Annotated in this window: 19 protein-coding genes; 13 read left to right on the top strand and 6 right to left on the bottom strand. The window is 30.1% G+C overall.

Annotation, left to right across the window (positions count from 1 at the left end; all coding sequences use genetic code 11):
• The first annotated feature begins 10 nt into the window (after window positions 1-10).
• Both L8X33_RS00470 and L8X33_RS00465 read left to right on the top strand, forming a co-directional pair.
• The gene (locus L8X33_RS00470; RefSeq protein ID WP_263669702.1) at window positions 11-1240 is read left to right on the top strand and encodes a hypothetical protein; all 1230 of its coding nucleotides are present in this window, start codon (window positions 11-13) and stop codon (window positions 1238-1240) included.
• A 511-nt stretch (window positions 1241-1751) separates the two neighbouring features.
• Entirely contained in the window at window positions 1752-3017 is a 1266-nt protein-coding gene (locus L8X33_RS00465; RefSeq protein WP_263666273.1) for a hypothetical protein, read from the top strand.
• Here L8X33_RS00465 and L8X33_RS00460 read toward each other — a convergent pair.
• The 4 genes from L8X33_RS00460 to L8X33_RS00445 are packed head-to-tail and all read right to left on the bottom strand — an operon-like array spanning window position 3007 to window position 6415.
• On the bottom strand, window positions 3007-4188 hold the full coding sequence (locus L8X33_RS00460; RefSeq protein WP_263669701.1) for a molybdopterin molybdotransferase MoeA: 1182 nt from the start codon (window positions 4186-4188) through the stop codon (window positions 3007-3009). The genes L8X33_RS00465 and L8X33_RS00460 overlap by 11 nt on opposite strands.
• A 1-nt stretch (window position 4189) precedes the next feature.
• Entirely contained in the window at window positions 4190-4636 is a 447-nt protein-coding gene (locus L8X33_RS00455; RefSeq protein ID WP_263660539.1) for a molybdopterin synthase catalytic subunit, read from the bottom strand.
• Window positions 4637-4639: 3 nt separating this feature from the next.
• Window positions 4640-4861, bottom strand: a complete 222-nt coding sequence (locus L8X33_RS00450; protein WP_039617593.1) for a molybdopterin synthase, small subunit — start codon at window positions 4859-4861, stop codon at window positions 4640-4642.
• 9 nt (window positions 4862-4870) lie between these two features.
• Window positions 4871-6415: a multicopper oxidase family protein gene (locus tag L8X33_RS00445; protein WP_263669700.1), complete on the bottom strand. Its 1545-nt coding sequence runs from the start codon at window positions 6413-6415 to the stop codon at window positions 4871-4873.
• A 145-nt stretch (window positions 6416-6560) separates the two neighbouring features.
• On the opposite strand from L8X33_RS00445, the gene nspC reads away from it, so the two are divergent.
• The 11 genes from nspC (at window position 6561) to putP (ending at window position 20901) form a co-directional block, all read left to right on the top strand.
• Window positions 6561-7724 carry a carboxynorspermidine decarboxylase gene (nspC, locus tag L8X33_RS00440; RefSeq protein WP_263669699.1) on the top strand — a complete coding sequence of 388 codons (1164 nt, stop codon included), beginning with the start codon at window positions 6561-6563 and terminating at the stop codon, window positions 7722-7724.
• Between the two features lie 136 nt (window positions 7725-7860).
• Complete coding sequence (locus L8X33_RS00435; RefSeq protein WP_039627999.1) at window positions 7861-8790, top strand: formate dehydrogenase subunit gamma; 930 nt, start codon at window positions 7861-7863, stop codon at window positions 8788-8790.
• A 63-nt stretch (window positions 8791-8853) separates the two neighbouring features.
• The gene (locus L8X33_RS00430; protein WP_263666268.1) at window positions 8854-9534 is read left to right on the top strand and encodes a molecular chaperone; all 681 of its coding nucleotides are present in this window, start codon (window positions 8854-8856) and stop codon (window positions 9532-9534) included.
• A gap of 175 nt (window positions 9535-9709) precedes the next feature.
• Window positions 9710-9913 (top strand): twin-arginine translocation signal domain-containing protein, encoded by a 204-nt coding sequence (locus L8X33_RS00425; protein WP_263669698.1) that lies wholly within the window; start codon window positions 9710-9712, stop codon window positions 9911-9913.
• A 16-nt stretch (window positions 9914-9929) separates the two neighbouring features.
• Window positions 9930-12752, top strand: a complete 2823-nt coding sequence (locus L8X33_RS00420; RefSeq protein ID WP_133319415.1) for a formate dehydrogenase subunit alpha — start codon at window positions 9930-9932, stop codon at window positions 12750-12752.
• Window positions 12753-12762: 10 nt separating this feature from the next.
• Window positions 12763-13332 (top strand): formate dehydrogenase FDH3 subunit beta, encoded by a 570-nt coding sequence (gene fdh3B, locus L8X33_RS00415; RefSeq protein WP_133319414.1) that lies wholly within the window; start codon window positions 12763-12765, stop codon window positions 13330-13332.
• A gap of 55 nt (window positions 13333-13387) precedes the next feature.
• Window positions 13388-14116, top strand: coding sequence for a winged helix-turn-helix domain-containing protein (locus L8X33_RS00410; protein ID WP_263666267.1), 729 nt, complete (start codon window positions 13388-13390; stop codon window positions 14114-14116).
• Window positions 14117-14164: 48 nt separating this feature from the next.
• Entirely contained in the window at window positions 14165-14743 is a 579-nt protein-coding gene (gene yedF, locus L8X33_RS00405) for a sulfurtransferase-like selenium metabolism protein YedF (RefSeq protein WP_133319412.1), read from the top strand.
• Window positions 14740-15771, top strand: a complete 1032-nt coding sequence (gene selD, locus L8X33_RS00400) for a selenide, water dikinase SelD (protein WP_263669697.1) — start codon at window positions 14740-14742, stop codon at window positions 15769-15771. Before yedF ends, selD begins: the two co-directional genes overlap by 4 nt.
• A gap of 138 nt (window positions 15772-15909) precedes the next feature.
• The gene (locus L8X33_RS00395; protein ID WP_263669696.1) at window positions 15910-19407 is read left to right on the top strand and encodes a bifunctional proline dehydrogenase/L-glutamate gamma-semialdehyde dehydrogenase; all 3498 of its coding nucleotides are present in this window, start codon (window positions 15910-15912) and stop codon (window positions 19405-19407) included.
• A 12-nt stretch (window positions 19408-19419) separates the two neighbouring features.
• Complete coding sequence (gene putP, locus L8X33_RS00390) at window positions 19420-20901, top strand: sodium/proline symporter PutP (RefSeq protein ID WP_263669695.1); 1482 nt, start codon at window positions 19420-19422, stop codon at window positions 20899-20901.
• A gap of 24 nt (window positions 20902-20925) precedes the next feature.
• Here putP and gltS read toward each other — a convergent pair whose 3' ends face one another.
• On the bottom strand, window positions 20926-22116 hold the full coding sequence (gene gltS / locus L8X33_RS00385; protein WP_263662081.1) for a sodium/glutamate symporter: 1191 nt from the start codon (window positions 22114-22116) through the stop codon (window positions 20926-20928).
• Window positions 22113-22985, bottom strand: coding sequence for a formimidoylglutamase (locus L8X33_RS00380; protein WP_263669694.1), 873 nt, complete (start codon window positions 22983-22985; stop codon window positions 22113-22115). Before L8X33_RS00380 ends, gltS begins: the two co-directional genes overlap by 4 nt.
• Window positions 22986-23049: the final 64 nt, after the last annotated feature.

Here is a 23049-nt window from a genome sequence, read left to right as displayed (position 1 = left end):
AGGAATTAATATGATTAAGCTATATGGAATTAGAGAAATCCTTGGAGTTTGTGAAGAAGTAAAGGAGGTGCCAAAAGATTTAATAGAATTTGCAAAAACTAAAAATTTTCGTTCTGATAATACAGAAAAATATAAAAAAATAAAACCTCTTGTAGCTAAAAATGGAATAGAAGTTTTTAGAGGTTTTACCGATATAAAAACAATTGCTCAAATATCAAAAACCAATGAAGAATTTCAAAGAGATATTGACGAAAATCATAGAAATAAAATCGTAAGTTATGTAAATAAGTCTTCTAAAAGTGACATATACTTTCCTGAAGTAACTTTATTATATTCATATGATGTAAGTAAAAATTTAGATGAGCTAGAATGCTTGGATTATACTATAAAAGATTTAAAACAAATAAATTCAATGGAAACAGCTGCAACTATGAGAACTTTTGGTTTTGCAGTTTTTAAATTTGATATAGAAAAAGATAAAAAATTATATAGGTTAGATGGAAATCATAGAATAGAAGCATTGTCATTAATAGCAGAAGAAGGTGAAAATCGAATGATTTCTTTTTGTATTTTATTTGTTCCTAAGAACGAAAAATATTCTCAAGAGCATCTATATTTTTATTTATTAAATTCAAAGGCACTACCAGTTACCTCAAATAAAATTTTTGACTTAGTTACAAAAGCAGACGCTAATGTATTAAAAGAATTTATAGAATCTGATCAATTATTAAATACCCTAAAAAACACACAAGAAGCATGGAGAGATTTAAATGAAGAAGAAAAACAGATTTTAATCTCTGTAATCAATGAAATATTGAATCAAAAATTTGATCAAAGCATTGTAAATATTATAAAAGATGCCATATATAAATACTGCGAATATAAACATGATAATAACATTAAATGTAGTCTATTAGGTGCCATATGTTATCTTAAATATAAATATGATAGATTAGAAATTTTTAATAAACAACTTAAATTGTTCAATAAATGGATAAAAAAATTTAATTACAATTTAGATAATTTTAAAAATTTTGCCGATTTATATGAAAGTTTTAATTCATATATAAAAACACTAGAAAGAGTAAAACATATTTTTGTTGCTATGGAATATAATGAAATATATATTAATCAATATAAAGATTCTATAGAAAAATCAATTCATAGAATTCAAGGTATAAATAAACTCCATAACTTTAATCTAATGGAGATTATGAATGAAAAAAAGATGATAATATAATAGAAAAGATATTTGAAAATATAGAGAAAGCAGATATTATTATAGTTGATTGTAGCACCAATAATAGTAATGTTTTATATGAATATGGTTTTGCAAAAGGATTAAAAAATAAGCATATTATACTAGTACATAATGAAAATTGGAGAAAAAACACTATAGATAAACTAACACAAATTCAACATAAAGATGATTATATAAATAGAATAATTAATAATTTAAAACAAGGATGTTTTGATATCAAAGTAAATAAAATAAATAAATGGACTAATCAAATAGATCTTGAAGATATATTAGAAAAAGAATTAAAAGCTTATATCGCAGATAATAACTATAATATTTTAGATAATGACTAGTATAATAACTCGTGAAGTAGAAGAGATTTTAAATGATTTAAAACAAAATCAAGAAAAAGCTAAAGTGCTATTGACAGGTATTTTAAAAATTATAAGATAAACTAGGTTAAAATAATCTATATAATATAAAAATTTGAATTATTTTTGAAAGAGAATTTATGAAAAATCAACAAAAAATTACTAGAAATATTAAAATTCTTGCTCTTATGAGTTTAATTTGTAGCATGTTGGCCATAATGCCATTATTTGCTATAACGGCTTTTATTTTATTTATTATCGTTTTAAATAAACTCGAAGTTCACGCAGGTGCTAAGGAATTATTAAGTAATTTTTTTATTACCATGTTCATAAATTTAACCTTCTTTTTATTTTCTGTTTTGATTTTGCATCCAACTGGTTATATAAGTTTTGAACATACAGTAGCGATAATTGCAATATGTATGATTATTAATTGTTTATTATCTTATAAATTTACTAAGAATATATTTTATGAAATTGCAAGAGTAACGCATCAAAAATATTTTATTAAAGCTTTTAATCTATTTTTTATAGGTTTGTTGATACTTGTTGTAAGTATAAATATAGGCTTATTTTTGTTTCATTTAAATATTGAAATTTCTTTTTTTTATATATATGATGTGCTTTCAAATCAAGCAAATAAAGGTAATACTTTATTTTTAATTGGTGCTCCAATCTTAATTTTTATAGCAGTTTCATTTTTAATTACAGGATTTATTTACCATGCTTTAGCTTGGCTAAATTTTGAAAGTTTTGATGAAGAAATAAAAGAAAATTATGCAACAACGACTCAAGGATTAAAGCTTATTAAAATTACAATGATTCTTGCTTGTGTGTTTCCTTTCATCACCTATCTTTGGGTTTTTATTATGTTTGTTCTTGATGATTTTTCATCTGGTATAATTTTTCCTCTTGAAATAGTTTTAATTATTTTAGGATGCTTTTTTTGTATATTTTCTTTTGTATCTATCATTCTGCTTTGCAAAAAGATAAAATCATACAAATTATTATTGTTTTTTACTTTATGGATGATTTCTTATTTGTGTTATTTTATAGAGTTAATAATGATGTTAAAGTTATTTGGTATTGTATCAATTTTAAATACTATATCGGCATTTTTCTTTTTTAAAGAACTAGTCAAAATTAGTGGAATGAAAATCTTTTTTGTGTTTTATATGTATTTATTTACCCATAATGTCTATTTTTTGTTTATCAAAAATAATATGTTTGTAACTTTTAATTTTGATTTAAGTAGTTTTATAAAAGTTTATTTAAAAGGTTTTATGATGTTTTTTGATCTAGAAAAATTTATTTATCCTAGTGTTGGTTTTATCTATATCTATATCATCATTCTTTTTATTATTGCTTGGAGTAGGTTGAAGATAAAAATTATGCCTAAGGCATAAAAATTATATCAACCAAATCATTTTCTTTTATATCATCATTTGCTATCATAAGTGCAGCCTTGTGGTTAAGGTTGTTGATGATAGCACTTGAACCTTGTTTTTTGCCTTTTAAATTGGCATAAATTTTTCCATCTTTAAATTCTATATTACAAGCTACAAATTCTAAATGCGAACTTTTTTTCTTATAGTCAGTATTTGCAAATGCTTTAAATATATAGTCTTTTTCTTGTAAAAGCCAAGCATTTAAAAGTTCTCTTACATATAAATTAAACATTACCATAGCCGAGTATGGAAAACCCGGCAGGGCAAAGATGAATTTATCTTCAAATTTGGCTATTTTGATGTGTTTGCCAGGCTTTACATTGACTTTATCTAAGATGACTTCATACTCTTTAACAGCTTGTTTTAAAAAGTCAAAATCCCCCATGGAAACTCCACCGGTGGTAACTAAAATATCACATGCATTAAGTGCTTGTTTTAAAACACTTGGGGTTTTTTGCATATCATCTTTTAAAAGTGGAAAAATTCTAGCTTCAGCACCAAGTTTTTTCGCCATATTAGCTATGGCTATATGGTTTGATGAGCGAATTTGTGCAGGGTGCTCTAAGCTTTCGCCCAAGTCTTTGATCTCACTTCCACTACTTAGCACACCTATGATAGGTTTAGCAAAAACACTAATGTGAAAATATCCAAGCTCAGCTAAAAGTGCTATCTCGCTATAACCTAGTTTTGTGCCTTTAGTGAGTAAAATTTCGCCCTTGGTGTAGCTTTCGCCCACCTTTCTCACAGCAAAGCCTTGCGGAACTTTTTCTTTTATATAAACCACACCGTTTTTAACCTCAACTTTTTCCACAGGCACTAAGGTATCACAACCTTCACTCATCAAAGAGCCTGTAAAGGTTTTAACACATTCTTTATTTTGTATTTTAAAGCTTGGGAAAATTCCAGCAGGTACTTCGCCTATGATAGACAAAGGCTCATCTTGTTCGCTAAATTTAATCGCATAGCCATCCATAGAAGCAGTAGGAAATTGAGGGTTGTTAGTAGAAGCTTTGATATCTATGGCTAAAATTTTATCTAAGCACTGTGTTAAAGCGATGTTTTCTATCTTTTCATATGCTTGTATGTGTGAATGAAGTATGTCTAAACTTTGGCTATAAGAAGTTAGCATTTTAGTCCTTAGTACTTAAAATTCCTGCTCCTTGAAGTTTCAAAGAGCGTTCTTTGGCATAAATTTTTTCGCCATTAATGATATCATATTTCCATATAGGCGCACTTGCTTTAAAATCTTCTACAAAATCATTAATTAACTTAAGTCCTAATTTTCTTTGCTTGCTTAAAACCCCAGCAAAATAAGAACTCTCATGCACCTTAACTTTACCGATAGAGTGAGCAAACATCAAGCTTACATTTTCATTTACAAGTTTTTGGCACCATTTTTCAAACCAAGTTTTTAATAAAGGCTCATATATATCAAAACTTAAAGCCTCAATCTCATCTTCAGCCCTCACTATACCGCAAAATGTGATTAAAGCTCCGCAGTTTTTATCTTTAGCATATTCATACCATCTAGCATAAATGCTAGGAATTTCTAAGGCTCCTTGATGTAATTCAAACATAACTCATCCTCCACAAACCGGTGGTAATAAACAAATTTTATCTCCATCTTTTAAGGTAGTTTCATCATCAAAAACCATTTCATCATTTAAAGCAACTGCACAAAGTTCAAGCCATTCTTTTAAGCTTTCATCTTGCCCTAAAATTGCTTTTAATTCTTTAAGATTACTTACATTTAGTTCTAAGCTTTCTTTGTTAATTGGCCCTAGAAATTCAACTTTTACCATTTTTTACCTTTATTCTTTGATTTCTAAAATTCCCATCATTCCAAGATCTTCATGCTCTAAAATATGGCAGTGAAACATTCTAATACCGGTAAATTTTTGACTCATTCTAAGTCTTAATTCTTCTCCAGGTCTTACATTAATCGTATCTTGCAATGCTCTGAATTTTGCTTTTGTTATTTTACCCTTAAATTTAGAAGATATGAGTTCAAATTGTGTTCCATGTATATGGAAAGGATGATCCATATGCGATTTGTTTTTTATTACCCATTCTTCTACTTCATTTAATTTTGAGGTTAAATCCGTTCTATTCATATCAAATGTTTTACCATTGATTAAAAACATAGAGGCAAGGCTTTTTTTGATTTCTTCTTCACTTTTTTTACTAATACCATGCATTTGCATATGATCTTCGCTCATAATCACTTCTTTAAAGCTTGTAGCTTCTTTTAAAGGTGAAAATTCTCGTAGCTTTTCAGGTATGTTTTCTATAGTTTTTTCTACTTTAAGATCAGCCAACATAAGAGTGTAAGGTTCTTCTTTAACAAGCATTTTATCGCGGTCATAATAAGTACTTTCAAGTTTAAATTCACCCTTACTTGCTTTGATTAGCACTTCTACTCTTGAAGCAGGACTTAAAAATAATTCATCTAATTCAACACCTTTTTCTATAAGCCCTCCATCAGTTCCTACTAAAATAAATTTAGCACCTTTAATGCGTAAATTTAAATATCTTGCCGCACAAAAATTATAAATACGAATTCTTTGAGCTTTGTCAAGTGTTATTTTTGGTTTTAATTGTCCATTGATAAGAACTAAATTTCCTTCTCTACCATTTAGCCAATCAAATAAATTATTATCAGGAATTTGTGCGTTTTCATCTAAACGCAAATCACTAATCACCCAATCTTGTTCTTGTAAATGCGACAGCGTATCTTTTCTAGCTTTTACTACAAATACCCCTGCTAAGCCTTTATAAACTTGCTTTGCTGTGGTGTAGTGTGGGTGTGGATGATACCAGTAGGTTCCTGCTGAATTTTCTCCAAGTTTAAAGCGATAAATTCTTTCTCTACCAGGCATGATAGGATCGTGTGGGTTGCCATCTTGTTCAGGTGGTATGTCAAGTCCATGCCAGTGGATTGTAGTTGGTTCTTTTAAACTATTTTTTACCAAAATTTCTACAGTGTCACCTTCATAAACTTCTATTTTAGGTCCAGGTATAGAGCCATTATAAGTAAAGCATTTTGTTTTTTTACCTTTAACAAGCTCTATTTGACTTTCTTTGATTTCTATACTTGATCTAAAGAAATTTTTCTTTGTATTTGTGTTTTTTAGAAGTTTTAAATTTGCTAATGTTTGTCCGCTAGGAAAGTCTTTTTCATCTAATAATTTAATGTTTGGATTTTCTAGTTTTATAAAAGAAGTATTGATTTCTTTTGTATCTTTTTGTGTATGTTTTGAGTGCATATTATGATGAGAATGATCCCCCATTGCATAAGCGCTGCTAATACTTGCTAAACCTAAAGCATTAAATTTTAAAAATAACCTTCTATCCATTAAATTTTTACTCCTAAATTAATTTTGATTTGGATTTTGATTATAGCTATTGTTTGATTAATGATTGTAAATTATAAAAACAAGATATAATTTTAATATGGTTTGTTATACAAGTGGTTTTAAATCAAAAAATTAAGGACAAATAATGCTAATTAAAAATCATTTAGATAAAGACTTTCAAACTCCTGCTTATATTTTAGAAGAAGACAAGCTTAGAAAAAATTGTGAGCTTTTGGCTAAAGTGAGTGAGCAAAGTGGAGCAAAAGTCTTGCTTGCTCTAAAGGGTTTTGCTTTTTCAGGTGCTATGGATATAGTGGGTGAGTATCTATCAGGTTGTACTTGCAGTGGACTTTGGGAAGCTAAATTTGCAAAAGAATATATGAACAAAGAAATTCATACTTTTTCACCTGCTTTTAAAGATGATGAAATAGATGAAATCATAGATCTTTCACACCATATAGTATTTAATTCTTTTAATCAGTTTAAAAAATTTAAAGATAAAGCAAGCCACAAGTCTCTTGGTTTGCGTTGTAATCCAGAGCTATCAGTGGCTCCAAAAGAACTTTATAATCCTTGTGGTAGATTTTCAAGATTAGGAATTCGTGCGATTGATTTTGAAAATGAAGATTTAAGTGCTTTAAGTGGGCTTCATTTTCATGCTTTGTGTGAAGAAAGTGCGCATTCTTTAGAGCTTGTGTTAAATGCTTTTGAGGCTAAATTTTCAAAATTTATTAAAAATATAAAATGGGTTAATTTTGGTGGAGGTCATCATATTACTAAAGAAGGTTATGACACGCAAAAACTAATTGATCTTTGTAAAAAATTTAGCGATAAATACGGTGTGCAAGTGTATCTTGAGCCAGGTGAGGCTGTGGGTTGGCAGTGTGGGACTTTAGTTGCAAGTGTAATAGATATAGTAGAAAATGAGAAAAAAATAGCTATTTTAGATACTTCAAGCGAAGCTCATATGCCAGATACTATCATTATGCCTTATACAAGCGAGGTTTTAAATGCTAGAATTTTATCAAGTCGTGATGGGGAAAAATATAGCGAGTTAAAAGAAAATGAATTTGCTTATTTACTTGGTGGCAATACTTGCTTAGCAGGGGATATCATGGGTGAGTATGCTTTTAATCAAGAGTTAAAAATAGGACAAAAAATAGTATTTTTAGATCAAATTCATTATTCCATAGTTAAAAACACTACTTTTAATGGAGTAAGACTTCCAAATTTAATGTTCTTAGATAAGAATGAAAATTTATCTATGATAAGAGAGTTTTGTTATGAAAATTATTCAAAAAGAAACTAAAAATTGAGTTTTTTTGTAGTTTTTTGCAAATTTATGTTTTTTAAATAAAACTTTTTTTAAAATAAAAATGGAAACTGAAAATTAACAAAACTACAATGCTAAGCTTTTTCTAGCGTGTAATGTTTAGGAGTAATTTATGCATAGAGTTATACTAGCTCTTTTAGCCTGTTTTAACTTTCTATTTGCTCAAGAAAATTTTGAAGTTAAAAATACTCAAATTTGGGATGTGCAAAGAGTGATGAATATAGAAAGTTATCAAAATTTTGGTGCTTTGTGGACTAAACTGCAAGGTGAGTATATTGCAAGTGCTGTTTTGATTATACTTATAGTCGTAATTTCAGCTTTTGCTTTGCATTATATGGTCATAGGTCCAAAGAAATTTTCTCATGATGGTAAGAAAATTTACGCTTTTTCAGTATTTGAAAGATTGTTTCATTTTGTAGCAGCAATCTCTTGGATTATCCTTGTACCAACCGGACTTATTATGATTTTTGGATCGTATTTTGGCGGTGGATTTTTTGTAAGAATGTGTAAAAACTTACATGGTATTGCTACTATTTTATTTATCATTTCCATCATTCCTATGCTTTTGTGTTGGATTAAAAGAATGCTTCCTGCAAGTTATGATTTAAGATGGATGATGATAGTAGGTGGATATTTAAGCAAAGAGAAAAAACCTGTGCCTGCGGGTAAGTTTAACTTTGGTCAAAAATCTTGGTATTATATAGCTGTTTTTGGTGGCTTTTTGATGATAATCACTGGTGCGTTTATGTTTTTCCTTGATTTTAATTCTACTTCTTTGCAATCTATTTTTGGCATTTCTCATATAGATATTTTAAGAGCTTCAGCTATCATCCATAATATTTTGGGTATTTTATGTGCGGTATTTTTTGCTATTCATATTTATATGGCCGTATTTGCTATTAAAGGAAGTATCCACTCTATGATTAGTGGTTATAAAGAAGAAGAGGAAGTTTATATTTTACATTCTTATTGGTATAAAGAACTAAGCGATAAAAAACAAATCAATCCATCGTTTACTTACGATTCTAAAACAAAATTTTAAAATCTCACTTGATTTTTTTAAATTTTCCTTGTTATAATCAAATAAAAATAACAAGGAAAATTAATGATACAAGATATTGATCTTTCGCGTAAATATTTTTATGAATTTTTTTCAAAAGCTTTTAATTTTATCGATGAAAATGAGTTTAAAATTTGGCATGAGCAAGTTTTAGTTTTAGCTCAAAGTCCTTTAGATGATAGTTTAAAATTTGATTTTGAAAAACTTAGTGTATGTGATTTTGCAAGTTTTAAAGAAGAACAAAATGGAGTGTTTTTTGATTTTTCTTATGTGAATGTGCCTATTAGTGCTTCTTTTTATGATGAGGGTAGGGATGATGGCAAAATGAAGCTTCAAGCCTGTGAAATCATTAGAAAAACCAAATTTAGAAAAAAAGAAGATTGCAGGCAAAGTGAAGATGAATTTGGCTTTTTGTTTGCTTTTATGGCAAGTATTATTGAGTATGATTTAAAAGTTGCACAGCAATTATTTCGTTTTGTGATAAACCCTATAATAGATGAGTTTATAGAAAAATTACAAATCCACAAAAACTCAAATTTTTACATTGCTATTGCCAATATTATGAAAGTCTTTTTTGCAAATGAAAGAGCTTATTTGGAAGTACAAGCACCTATAAAAAAAGAAGGTAAAAGTGTAGCAGATGAGGCTTTACAAAGACTTCCTTATGAGCCAAGACTTCCTACTAAATTTAGCAAAACAAATATAGAAGAACTTAGTAAATTATAAAAATTAATATGTATTTTGTTACCAAAATACATATTATCAAAATCATCTTTTTATGAAAATAGAAATTAAATAAAATCTTAAGTGAAAATATGCAAAATTTATCTTGTTAAGTGTATAAATACTTTGAAAATAAGTATTTATAGTTATTCTTTACTTTTATTTCAAAGGAGAGAACATGGAGGCCAATCAAAGAAGGGATTTTTTAAAAAAATCTTTGAAAATTGGTGCTTTAGGGGTAGTAGCTGGGGCAAGTGTGAATGCTTTAGCTAAAGATGATTACCAAGAGCAAAATACCGTAATTTTAGGAAAAAGTACTAAAAAAGAAGTGCTTTATAAAAAAACTATGCATTGGGAAAAATACTACAAAATAGCTTATTAATTAAGAAAGGAAGAAGATGGCATTAGCAAGAAGAAATTTTCTTAAGCTTGCTGGTATTGCTGGTCTTGGAAGTGCGGCTTTTGGTAGTGAAAACAAAGCTATTAGAGCTGCAAGTGAACAAGAAGTAGCAAATCCTTATCCAGATTCTAAGATTGTTAGAACAATCTGTAGTATCTGTAGTGCAGGCTGTGGAATTAAAGCAGAAGTACAAGATGGAGTTTGGGTGCGTCAAGAAAACGCTATAGAACATCCTATTTCTCAAGGATCACACTGCTGTAAAGGGATAGATCAAATCGATCTTACTAAATCAAAACAGCGTATTAAATATCCTATGAAAAAAGAAAATGGCAAATGGGTGCGTTTAACTTGGGAGCAAGCTATCAATGAAATTGGCGATAAAATGCTTGAAATCCGTAAAGAAAATGGACCTGATAGTGTTATGTTTTTAGGTTCGGCTAAATTTAATAACCAACAAGCTTATTATTTTAGAAAATTTGCAGCATTTTGGGGTACTAACAATATAGACCACGTTGCTAGAATTTGACACAGCGCAACAGTCGCCGGTGTGGCGAATACATGGGGTTATGGCGCTATGACAAATCATTTTGGTGATGTGACTAAACACTCAAAAATGATGATTATTTTTGGTGCAAATACTGCTGTGGCAAATCCTATCGGATTTAAACATTTATTACAAGCAAAAGATCGTAATAATGCTAAATTGGTAGTTGTAGATCCTGTATTTACAAAAACTGCAGTACATGCTGATGAATATGTAAGAATTCGTCCAGGCACAGATATAGCTTTAGTTTATGGTATGCTTCATTTGATCTTCAAAAACGGTTGGGAAGATAAAGAATTAATCAAAACTAGAACTTATGGTGTTGAAGAAATAAAAGCAGAGGCTGCTAAATGGACTCCTGAAGTTGTAGAAGATGTAACAGGCGTTCCAGCTGCTCAACTTGAAAAAATTACAAGAATGCTAGCTACAATCAAACCTGCTACGCTATTTTGGGCTTTAGGTATTACTCAACACTCGGTAGGTAGCTCCAACACAAGAATTCTAGCTATCTTACAACTCGTTCTTGGTAATATAGGCAAACCAGGTGCAGGAACAAACATCATTAGAGGTCATGATAATGTTCAAGGTGCTACTGATATGGGCTGTTTGGCTGATACTTTACCAGCTTATTATGGGCTTGATGATAATGCGTGGAATCATTTTGCTAATTTTTGGAATGTAGATAGAGAATATTTAAATTCAAGATTTTATTCTAAAGAATGGATGCATGAAAAAGGTTTTTCACTAGCAAAATGGTGGCAAGGCGTTTTACATGAAGAAAAAACTTATTCTAACTCACCTATCCGTGTGCTTTGGGTGCAAGGAACGGGTATTACTTCTATGGCGCATACGGTAAAAATTCAAGAAGCGCTTAAAAAACTTGATATGATTGTAATCGCTGAACCTTTTGTAAATGAAGTAGCAGTTTTAGCAGATCGTTCTGATGGTATTTATATTATCCCTGCTTGTACTCAATTTGAAACAGAAGGTTATGTCACTGCGACTAATCGTGCTATGCAATGGCGTTCTCAAGTAGTAAAACCAATTTATGAAAGCAAAGAAGATCAAGAGATTATGTTTGCTTTTGCTAAAAAATTCGGTTTTTATAAAGAATACACTCGCGGTATGAAAATGGAATTGAAAGATCATAAGCTTGTACAAACAAGAGATGATAATGATGATAATTTTATATGGCCTGATGATGCTACAAGAGAAATGAGTAATGGTCTTTTAAGTATAGGCTTAAGAGGTATTTCAGCTGAACGCTTAAGAAAACACCAACAAAATTGGGAACATTTTGATCCTGATACTCAAAGAGGTCTTGGTGGTGAAGTTAAAGGCGAATACTATGGCTTACCTTGGCCTTGTTGGGATGAACAACATCCAGGAACTTCTATATTATGGAATACTGATGTGCCTTATGAAGAAGGCGGTATGGGCTTTAGAAACCGCTTTGGTTTAGAGCATGAAGGACATTCTCAATTAGCAGATGATGCCTTTACTCCAAAAGGATGTAAAGTTAAAGGTGGTTACCCACAAATCACTAAGGCAAATATTGAAAAAGTATTTAATATCAAACTAAGTGATAGCGAAAAAGAATTAATGGGCGCTAGCTGGAGTACAGATATTTCAGGTATTATTTTAGAAAAATGTAGAGAAAAGAGTGCTTGCTGTTTAGGTAATGCAAGAGCTAGAATGAAAGTTTGGGAATTTGCAGATCCTATTCCACTACATAGAGAGCCTATCCACTCACCTCGTTGGGATTTGGTTAAAAAATATCCTACTTGGGGCGATCAAGAGAAAAACTTCAGAGTTGAGAGTAAATTTATCAGCGAGCAACAAAAGAAAGATTGGAGCAAAGAGTTTCCAACTATCATTTCAAGTATGCGTTTAGTAAATTTAAGTGGTGCAGGTATGCTTGAGAGAACTAGTAAATATCTTGCTGCAATCACACCTGAAATGTTTGCTAATGTTCACCCTGAACTTGCCTTAAAATATGGTATAAATGATGGAGATATGATGTGGATTCATTCACCGCAAGGTACTAAGATTAAAGTAAAATGTGTGCATAATCATTCTGTTACACCGGATAGAATTTGCTTGCCTTATAACTTTGCGGGTATTATGCAAGGAGTGGATTTAAGTTATAATTATCCTGAAGGCACTAGACCTTATACTATAGGTGAAAGTTCTAACACGGTTACTAACTATGGTTTTGATATAAATACGCAAATTTCTGAATTTAATGCAGGACTTTGCAGACTTGAAAAGGCTTAAGGGGTAAGTTATGGCTAGAATGAAATTTTATGTAGATAATAATCGCTGTATTTCTTGCTTTGCTTGTCAAGTGGCTTGTTCAAGTGCGCACGAAGTACCAGTGGGGATTAATAGAAGAAAGGTAATCACTCTAAATGAAGGCATAGAAGGAAAAGAGTTTTCAACAACTCTTGCCTGCCAACACTGCACAGATGCTCCATGTGAGCAAGTTTGTCCTGTAAAATGCTTTTATATTAGAGCTGATGGTATTGTTTTACATGATAAAAAAACTTGTATAGGTTGTGGGTATTGTCTTTATGCATGTCCTTTTGGTGCTCCACAATTTCCAAGAGATGGTGCTTTTGGTATTAAAGGTCAAATGGATAAATGTACTATGTGTGCAGGTGGTCCTGAACCTACTAACTCTCATGAAGAAAGAGAACTTTATGGACAAAATCGTATCGCAGAAGGTAAAGTGCCTATGTGTGCTGCGGTTTGTTCTACAAATGCACTTTTGGTTGGTGATGCAGCTGAAGTTAGTGCAATGTACAGAAAAAGAGTTTTGCTTAAGGGCCAAAATTTAGGACTTGATGCAAAATAACCCAAAGGGTGTTTACAGGCACCCTTTTTTACTACTTATAATCCAAGGTTAATTCATGGAAGAATTAAATTTGCAAATTCAAAAAAATCTTGATGAAAATAATAAACTTACTTGTAAAAAAGCACTAGAGCTTTTAAAACAATACTCCAAAGAAGATTTTCAAGCTAGTATAAAAGAATTAGGCGTAAAAATTTCAGATTGCGAGTTAGGTCAATTTGGAAAGTTAAATAAAAATATAGCAAAAAGTGAAATTTTAGAAAAATTAGAAACAAAACTAGATTCTAAGCGTCGCATATCATGTAAAGATGCTTTAGAATGTGCTAAAAACTTTAATATGGCTGATATGAGAGCTACACTTAAAACTTATAAAATTGATGTTAAATACTGCGAACTTGGTTGTTTTGAAGAAAAAAAAGGTAAGAAATTTCATATAAAAAGCAAAATTTGGGTAGAAAATCCTGATGGAGAATTACTTTTTGGTAAAGGGAAAACAGATATTTTAGAATTAGTTGGAGAATGCGGAAGTATTTCCCAAGCGGCTAAACAACTAGGGATTAATTATAAAAAAGCTTGGCTTTATATACAGGATTTAGAAAAAAATATGAAAGAAGAATTGCTCATTGCTAAAAAAGGAAGGGGAAGTCAATCAGGTAGTAAGCTTACTCCTAGAGCTTATGAGCTAATTCAAAATTTTAAAATTTTACAACAAGATGTAGAAGAATACACTAATAAGCGCTTTAAAGAATTATTTTTCAAGAAAAATCAAGAAAAAGATAAAACTTAATTTGAATACAAGTTATAAAAATATATCATTAAGTAAAAAAGGTAAAAAATGAAAATTGATTGTAGAGATTTAGCTTGTCCGCGTCCTGTGATAGAGACAAAAAAGGCTTTAGAAGAGTTAAAAGAAAATGAAAATTTAGAAATTCTTTTAAATTCTCAAGCTTCTAAAGAAAATGTAATGAGGTTTTTAAAATCTTTAAATTTGAACTTTAGTGTGAAAGATGTAAATGATGAAAGTATTATTAGCATTATAAAAGATGGTGATATAGTTCAAATTCAAGAACAAAATTTACAAGAATATAATGTGTTGTTTTTAAAAAGCGATAAAGTAGGTGAAGGGGAGCTTGGGAAAAATCTAATGCTAGGTTTTTTAAAAACCTTAAAAGATTTACCTAATAAACCTGTAAAAATCCTTTGCGTTAATGATAGTGTTTTAATGAATACTGATTGTTCTCATATGGCTTTTGAAGCTATGAAAGAGCTTGAAAATTTAGGGGTTGAAATTTATAGTTGTGGGGCATGTTTGGAATTTTTTGGTAAAACTAAAGAGCTTAAAATAGGCAAAATAGGTAATGCTTATGAAATTTTAAATGAACTTTTTGGAAAGGCAAAGATTATTTCTTTATGATATATAAAGACCAAAAACTAACTCAATATGTAAAAGCTGCGGGTTGAGCTGCCAAACTAGACTCGGTGGGTCTTGACAAAATTCTTGGCATTTTAAAACCGCATGAAAACATTTTAAGTGGTATTGATAATAACGAAGATGCAAGTGTTTATAAGCTAAATGAAGATTTAGCTTTAGTGCAAACACTTGATTTTATCACACCTGTGGTTGATAGTGCGTATCATTTTGGTGTTATAGCTGCTGCCAATGCTTTAAGTGATGTATTTGCTATGGGTGCTGAGGTGATTAATGCCTTAAATATTGTAGGCTTTGATACTTGTCATTTTAACAATGAAATTTTACTTGAAGTTTTAGAAGGTGCTAGAGCTAAGGTTGAAGAAGCTGGTGCTGTGCTAGTAGGTGGCCATACTATAGAAAATGATGAATTTATTTTTGGTCTTAGTGTGACAGGTGTAGTTCATCCTAAGAAATTTATAGCTAATAATAGTGCAAAAGATGGTGATGTTATTTTACTTACTAAGCCTATAGGTAGTGGCATTATTAGCACTGCTATCAAGGCTGGTTTGCTAGAAAAAGCAAAGATTTTAAAGGCAATAGAGCAAATGAGTTTTTTAAATCTTTACGCAAGTCGTATTTTAAAGGGGTTTAAAAGTCTTAGTGCTTTAAGTGATGTTACTGGTTTTGGCCTTTTGGGGCATTTAAAAGAAATGTTAAATGAAGAGATTATGATAGAAGTGTATAAAAATGAAATTCCTTTAATGGATGGAGTTTTGCCAATGGCTAATATGGGGATAATCCCAGCAGGAGCTTATAAAAATAAAGATAGCCTAAAAATTTGGGTTGATAATTTAAATGAAAAAGATGAAGATATAGTGTATTTTGATCCTCAAACTTCAGGGGGACTTTTAGCTGCAATGAGTGAAAAAGATGCAAATGAGGCTTTGAAAATTTTGAAAGATTACAATATAGAGGCAAAGATTATTGCTAGATGTGTAAGAAATACTCATAATTATTTATTATTACGCTAATATTTTATTTACAATTAAAAATATATGTTTATATTTGTTACTTTTTTACATAAAAAAATAAATTATAAATAAATATATGTTGATTTTTGTGGCTATTTTTGTATCATAAAAGATATTAATTACTAAACGGAGGAAGAAATGATACAAAAAGCTTTGCAATTAGCTGAAGAATTACAAAGAAAAATAGAAAGTAATATCTCTCAAAGTGAAAAAGAATTTCACGCCAAAATGCAAAAACTTTTAAACAATCCTAAAAATAAAGTGATGTTGATTGAACTTTTAGATCGCTCTTTTAGATGTAAAGATAAAAGTGCGAGTTTTGAGCTTATAGAGCATACTTTAAACAAATATGGTATAGCAGATTTTTTCAGTGCTTTTGAAAAATTTTTGCTTTTTTCATTTTTAAATTTTGGAAAATTTGCACCAACTCTTAGTGTGCCATTTTTCATTAAGCATTTAAGAGAAGATACTAAAGCTATGGTTTTAGATGCAAACCCTAGTGTTTTAGAGCCTCATATGCGTAAAAGAAAAGATGAAGATAAAATTACCTTAAATGTAAATTTAATTGGTGAAGAGGTTTTGGGTGAGGCTGAGAGTGCTTATAGAGTAAAAAAATATGAAGAAGCATTAAAAACAAGCTATATTACTTATATTTCAATTAAAATCACTACCATTTTTTCTCAAATTAATATCATTGATTTTGAATACTCTAAAGATGAAGTGGTAAAAAGATTGGATAAATTATATGCTCTTGCTTTAGAAGAAGAAAAAAAGCAAGGTGTGTCTAAATTTATCAATCTTGACATGGAAGAATTTAGAGATTTAGAATTAACCGTTGAAGCTTTTATGGAAAGTATTGCAAAGTATAATATTAAAGCAGGTATCGTTTTACAAGCTTATCTTCCTGATTCTTATGAATATTTGAAAAAACTTTTTGCTTTTTCAAAAGAAAGAGTTTTAAAAGGTATGAAGTCTATAAAAATTCGCTTTGTTAAAGGAGCGAATATGGAAAGTGAAGAAACTATAGCTTCGCAAAGAGGTTGGGCTCTACCTACTTTTTATAAAAAAATTGACACAGATAGTAATTATAAGAAAATGCTTGATTTTGTCTTAGAGGGTGATAATTATAAATATATTAATGTAGGTATTGCGAGTCACAATTTATTTGAAATTGCTTATGCTTATACTAGAATTTCACAAGCAGGAGCTTTATCATCTTTTACTTTTGAAATGCTTGAAGGTATGAGTTTGCAATGCTCTTATGAGCTTTCTAAAATGCATGATCTTATACTTTATGCACCGGTGTGTGATGAAGCGCATTTTAATAATGCCATTGCTTACTTAGTAAGAAGACTTGATGAAAATACTAGTGAAGATAATTTCATGAGATATTTTTTCAACCTTAAAATCAATGATAAAAATTGGCAAATGCAAAAAGAATTATTTATAAAATCTTTAGAAGGCGTTGCTAGTTTGGATAATTCTACTCATAGAACTCAAGATAGAAATAATGAGATAAAGGCTATTAGTTCTTATGAGAGTAAAGAATTTAAAAACGAACCTGATACAGATTTTATCTTAAAAGCAAATAGAGAATGGGCTAAAAATATAAGAACTAAATATGAAAATTTAGAAAATTATGATGTGTATCCGGTTGCAAAAGAAGAAATTAAAAATGAAAATTTACAAGTAATAGAAGTTAAAGATAAAATCAAAAATCGCACTATAGGTAAAGCACATTTAGCAGGCCAAAAAGAGATTAAATATGCTTTAGATGTAGCTAAGAGCTCAAATTTTAGCGATTTAAGTCATGATGAAATTTATAAGATTTTAGCAAAAACTGCTCAACTTGTTAGAGATCGTAGAGGAGATTTAATAGGTATAGCAGCTTTAGAGGTAGGAAAAACTTTCTTAGAGATTGATCCTGAAGTTAGTGAGGCTATAGACTTTTTAGAATTTTATCCACATTCTTTGGAAAAACTAAAAGAGCAAAATCCAAATACTACTTTTAAAGCAAAAGGCATAGGTGTGGTAATTGCACCATGGAATTTCCCAGTAGGTATTTCAGTAGGAACCATAGCAGCACCTTTGGCTGCAGGAAATAAAGTGATATATAAACCATCATCTTTATCGATGTTAACAGGTTATATGCTTTGTAAATGCTTTTGGGATGCAGGAATTCCTAAAGATGCTTTGATTTTCTTACCTGCTAAAGGTAGTGATATATCAAAATACTTGCTTGTTGATCAAAGTGTGAAATTTTCAGTATTAACTGGTGGAGAAGAAACTGCTTATGCAATGCTCAAAGCTAATCCAACCTTACTTTTAAGTGCTGAAACAGGCGGTAAAAATGCAACTATTGTTTCTAAATTTGCCGATCGTGATAGTGCGATTAAAAATATCATTCATTCAGCATTTTCAAATTCAGGTCAAAAATGCTCTGCTACTTCTTTGCTTGTTTTGGAAGAAGAAGTTTATGAAGATGAGGAATTTAAAAAGACTTTGGTGGATGCTGCTAGTTCTATGGCGGTTGGAAATCCATTTGTATTTAAAAATAAACTTGGAGCTTTAGCAGATAAACCAGATGTAAAACTGCAAAAAGCATTAGATGAGCTAGCTCCATATGAAAGTTGGGTTTTAAAACCTAAATTTGTAGATGATAATCCTTATCTTTTAACTCCAGGGATTAAATATGGTACTAAAAAAGGTGATTTTACGCACATGAATGAACTCTTTGCGCCAATTTTAACTGTAATGAAAGCAAAAGATTTAAAAGAAGCTATTGATATAGTAAATTCTACAGGTTATGGACTTACAGCAGGATTTGAAAGTTTAGATGAGAGAGAATGGGAGTATTTTCACACTCACATAGAGGCAGGAAATATTTACATCAATAAACCAACAACAGGAGCTATAGTTCTTAGACAACCTTTTGGTGGTATTAAAAAATCAGCCATTGGTTTTGGTAGAAAAGTTGGAATTTATAATTACATCACTCAATTTTTAGATATAGAGCAAAGTCAAGCTGATCAAAATGTTTTAGATAATGAGTTAGTATCAAATTTAAATGCTTTAAGCTTGGATTTAAATGAAAAAGATAAAGCTGATTTTGAAGTCATTAAAGCTATGGCAAGAAGCTATGCTTATCATGCAAAACATGAATTTGCAAGTGCAAAAGATTATGTCAATATAAGAGGCGAGGATAATATTTTCTCTTATACAAAGGTTAAAAATATCGCTTATAGAGTACATAAAGATGATAATTTAAAAGATATTTTAGGGGTTATTTTAGCAGCCAGTGTGCTAAATATTGATCTTATTTTAAGTTATGATGAGCATGAGAAAATAGATCTTGTGCAAAAGATTAATCAAAAAATTAGTTCAAAAACTTTATTCCTTAAAGAAAGTAAAGAAAATTTCATTAGCAAAATAGCTGATTATGAAAGAATTCGTTATTTTGCTCCATTAAATATTAATGATGAAATTTTCATAAAAGCAGCAAGTTGCGCAAAAATCATTGCCAATGCTAAGCCTTTAATGAACGGACGTTTTGAGTTGCTTTTATATCATAATGAAAAAGCTTTAAGTATATCTTTCCACCGTTATGGAAATTTAGGCATTCGTGCTTTAAAATAAAAAGGAGAAAAAATGGAGGTTGTACACATTAATACTCAAATTGCGATAATGTTTGTCGCATATTCAGCATTAATGCTTTTTATTGGATTTTATTTTTATAAACAAAATAAAAACTCAGAGGATTATTTTTTAGGTGGTCGTTCTATGGGGCCAGTAGTTTCAGCACTTAGTGCTGGAGCTTCTGATATGAGTGGTTGGCTTTTAATGGGTTTACCGGGAGCTTTATATGTAAGTGGTTTAGCTGAAAGCTATATTGCAATAGGTCTTAGTATAGGAGCATTTTTAAACTGGGCTTTTGTAGCAAAAAGACTTAGAATTTATACTAGTGTGATTGCAAATTCTATTACAATTCCAGATTATTTTGAAACAAGATTTGATGATGATAAGCATATATTAAGAATAGTTTGTGCTATTGTTATTTTGATATTCTTTACTTTTTATGTTTCTTCAGGACTTGTAGGTGGAGCAAAGCTTTTTGAAGCAACTTTTGGAATCCAATATGATTATGCACTTACTACAGGAACTGTGATTATAGTTGCTTATACATTTTTGGGTGGATATAAGGCAGTTTGTTGGACGGATTTGATTCAGGGTTTATTAATGATGAGTGCCTTGATTATCGTACCTATAGTGATGATTTATCATTTGGGTGGCTTTAGTGAAGCTGTTAATATAGTCAAAGAAATTAAGCCAAATACTTTTTCTATGGGGGAAGGATTAAGCTTTTTGGGTATAGTTTCAGCGCTTTCTTGGGGGCTTGGGTATTTTGGTCAGCCACATATTTTGGTGCGTTTTATGTCTATAAGATCAACTAAAGATATTCCAACTGCTACTTTTGTAGGAATTTCTTGGATGGTTATATCTTTAATTGGAGCTTGTTTGATAGGTATTTTAGGTATAGCTTATGTGAGTAAATTTGAGCTTAGTTTGCAAGATCCTGAAAAGATTTTTATCGTAATGTCGCAATTGCTTTTCAATCCTTGGATAGCAGGTGTTTTATTAAGTGCTATTTTGGCAGCCATTATGAGCACAGCAAGTTCGCAATTACTTGTTTCAAGTTCAACTATAGCAGAAGATTTTTATAAAAGAATTTTTAACAAAGAAGCGTCCAATAAAACAGTGATGACTTTGGGTAGATTTGGTGTTTTAGCAGTGGCTGTGATAGCTTTTATTATTTCTACTGATAAAAATTCAAGTGTATTAAGTATAGTAGCTTATGCTTGGGCAGGATTTGGAGCAAGCTTTGGTTCTGTAATGCTCTTTTCATTATTTTGGTCAAAAATGACTAGATATGCTGCTATTGCAGGTATGATTACTGGTGCAGTTGTGGTTGTAGCATATAAAAATTTCTTAGCAGAGCGGCTTGATTTTCCTATTTATGAAATCATTCCAGGATTTTTAGCTGCTTCTGTTGTGATTATTTTAGTGAGCATGGTAACTAAAGTTCGCCCAGGAACTAAAGCAGCTTATGAAACAATGCTAAAACATCTCTAATACTCTCGCAATATGCGAGAGTAACTATGAAAAAATATTAATCAAATAAGTATTTAAAGGTATTGCAACAATATCAATTAAAACAGCACCGCATAAAGGTACTATTAAAAAAGCTTGTCTTGAAGTTAAATTATATCTAGAACAAACTGCATTCATATTTGCTACTGCATTTGGTGTTGCACCTAGACCATGTCCCATAAGTCCGGCACACATAATCGCACTATCATAATTTTTTCCGCATAATCTAAAAACTATAAAAATTGTAAAGAATAGTAAAGCTAAAACTTGCACAATCAAAGTAATAAAAAGAGGTGTAGCAACAGCACTTAGTTCGTTTATTTTTAAATTTATCATAGCCATAGTTAAAAAAATACCAAGGCTTAATTCACTTATAGTATCTATTGTATATTGATTTAGCTTGAAAATATTAAAAGAATCATTAATATTTCTTACAACAATAGCAACAAGCATAGCACCAACATAACTAGGCAAAGAATAGCCGCTATATTGTGTAAATTTGGAACTTAAAAAAAGTCCAATACACATAATACATAATATTAAAAATAAAGATTTTAAAAAATCTTTATAATTTGCATTGTGAATTTCATGCTTTAGAGGATCTATATCTTTAATATCTTGATTAGTTGTGATTTTTAATTTGTGTTTATTTATAAGATATTTTGCTACAGGACCTCCGAGCAAAGACCCTGAAATCAGTCCAAAGGTTGCCGCTGCCACTGCTAAAACTTTAGCGTTATTTAAGCCACTTAATTCTTCAACCATACCTCCAAAAGCTATAGCATTTCCATGTCCTCCTTCCAAAGAAACAGCACCACATAAAATTCCATATAGTTTATTTAAATCGAATAAACTCATCATGGAAATGCCGATAAAATTTTGCATTAAAGCCATAAACCAGCAACAACCTAGATAGATTAAAAGTACTTTTCCTCCTACTTTTAAGAGTTTAAAACTTCCACTTAATCCTATTACGGTAAAAAAAGCTACCATTAAAGGAGTTTGTAAACTTGTATCAAAATCAACTTTAATCTCAATAAAACTTAAAATCCAAATGATTATACTGATTAAAAATCCACCTATAACTGGTGCGGGAATGCAAAATTTTTCTAAGATTAAAAAACGTTTTTTCAAAAACATACCAAACAATAAAACCCCGATACTAATAGCCAATACACTTAAACTATCAAATTTCATATCATTCCTTTACTTAATAAAAAATATGCTAGATAAGCAGCGATTTTTGCAGTGTGATTGTCTATATCAAATTTAGGATTAAATTCACAAATATCTGCTAAAGCAACTTTTTTGCTTTCAAAAATAATTTTTATCGGAGTTAAAATTTCTTTTAAATTGATACCAAAAACAGCAGGGGCGCTTACAGCAGGAGCTATGCTTTGTGAAAATACATCCATATCAATACTTAAATAAACAACTTCATTTTGTTTTAAGAAGTTTTTAATGACTTCTATACATTTTTCAAATTCAGTATCTAAAACATAACTTGCTTTCATATTATCCATAGTTTGAAAAAGTGCTTTTGTGTTAGATAATTTACTTGCACCCAAGCAAAGATAAGAAAAATTATAATTATTTTCTTTTGCATATTCATAAGCTTTGTAAAAAGAATTTCCAGAAGTATGTAATTCCTGAATTCTTACATCAAAATGTGCATCAAAATTTATAACTCCTACACTTTTTTTGCAATCTAAAAGCGCTTTAATACAAGCTAAAGATGTTTCGTGTCCACCTCCTAAAATTACACCATAATGATTATTATGTAAAATTTCTAAGCACTTGTGATAAAGTAGTTCATCGCCTAATTCTAGGGTATCAAAATTTTCAATATCTCCTAAATCATCAAAATCAAAATCATCATGTATAGCAAAATTTGCCATATTCTTTCTTATAATTTTTGGTGCTAATTCACTTCCAATTCTACCATTATTTCTCTGCACACCCAATGATGAACAAAAGCCTAATAATTTATTATTTGAAGAGTGATTTAAACATTTAAATAATCGTTTATGGATAATTTCATCACCATCATTTCTCCCTTGCCACATGTATTCCTCCTTTTTTGTGTTTAATTTCAATGTAAGATATTTTTTTAAATATTTTTGTATTTTG

The organism is Campylobacter sp. CNRCH_2014_2849 (assembly GCF_025772845.1).
In the GTDB taxonomy this organism is placed as follows: Bacteria; Campylobacterota; Campylobacteria; order Campylobacterales; family Campylobacteraceae; genus Campylobacter_D; species Campylobacter_D lari_D.
This window is presented reverse-complemented; position numbering and strand designations above follow the sequence as displayed.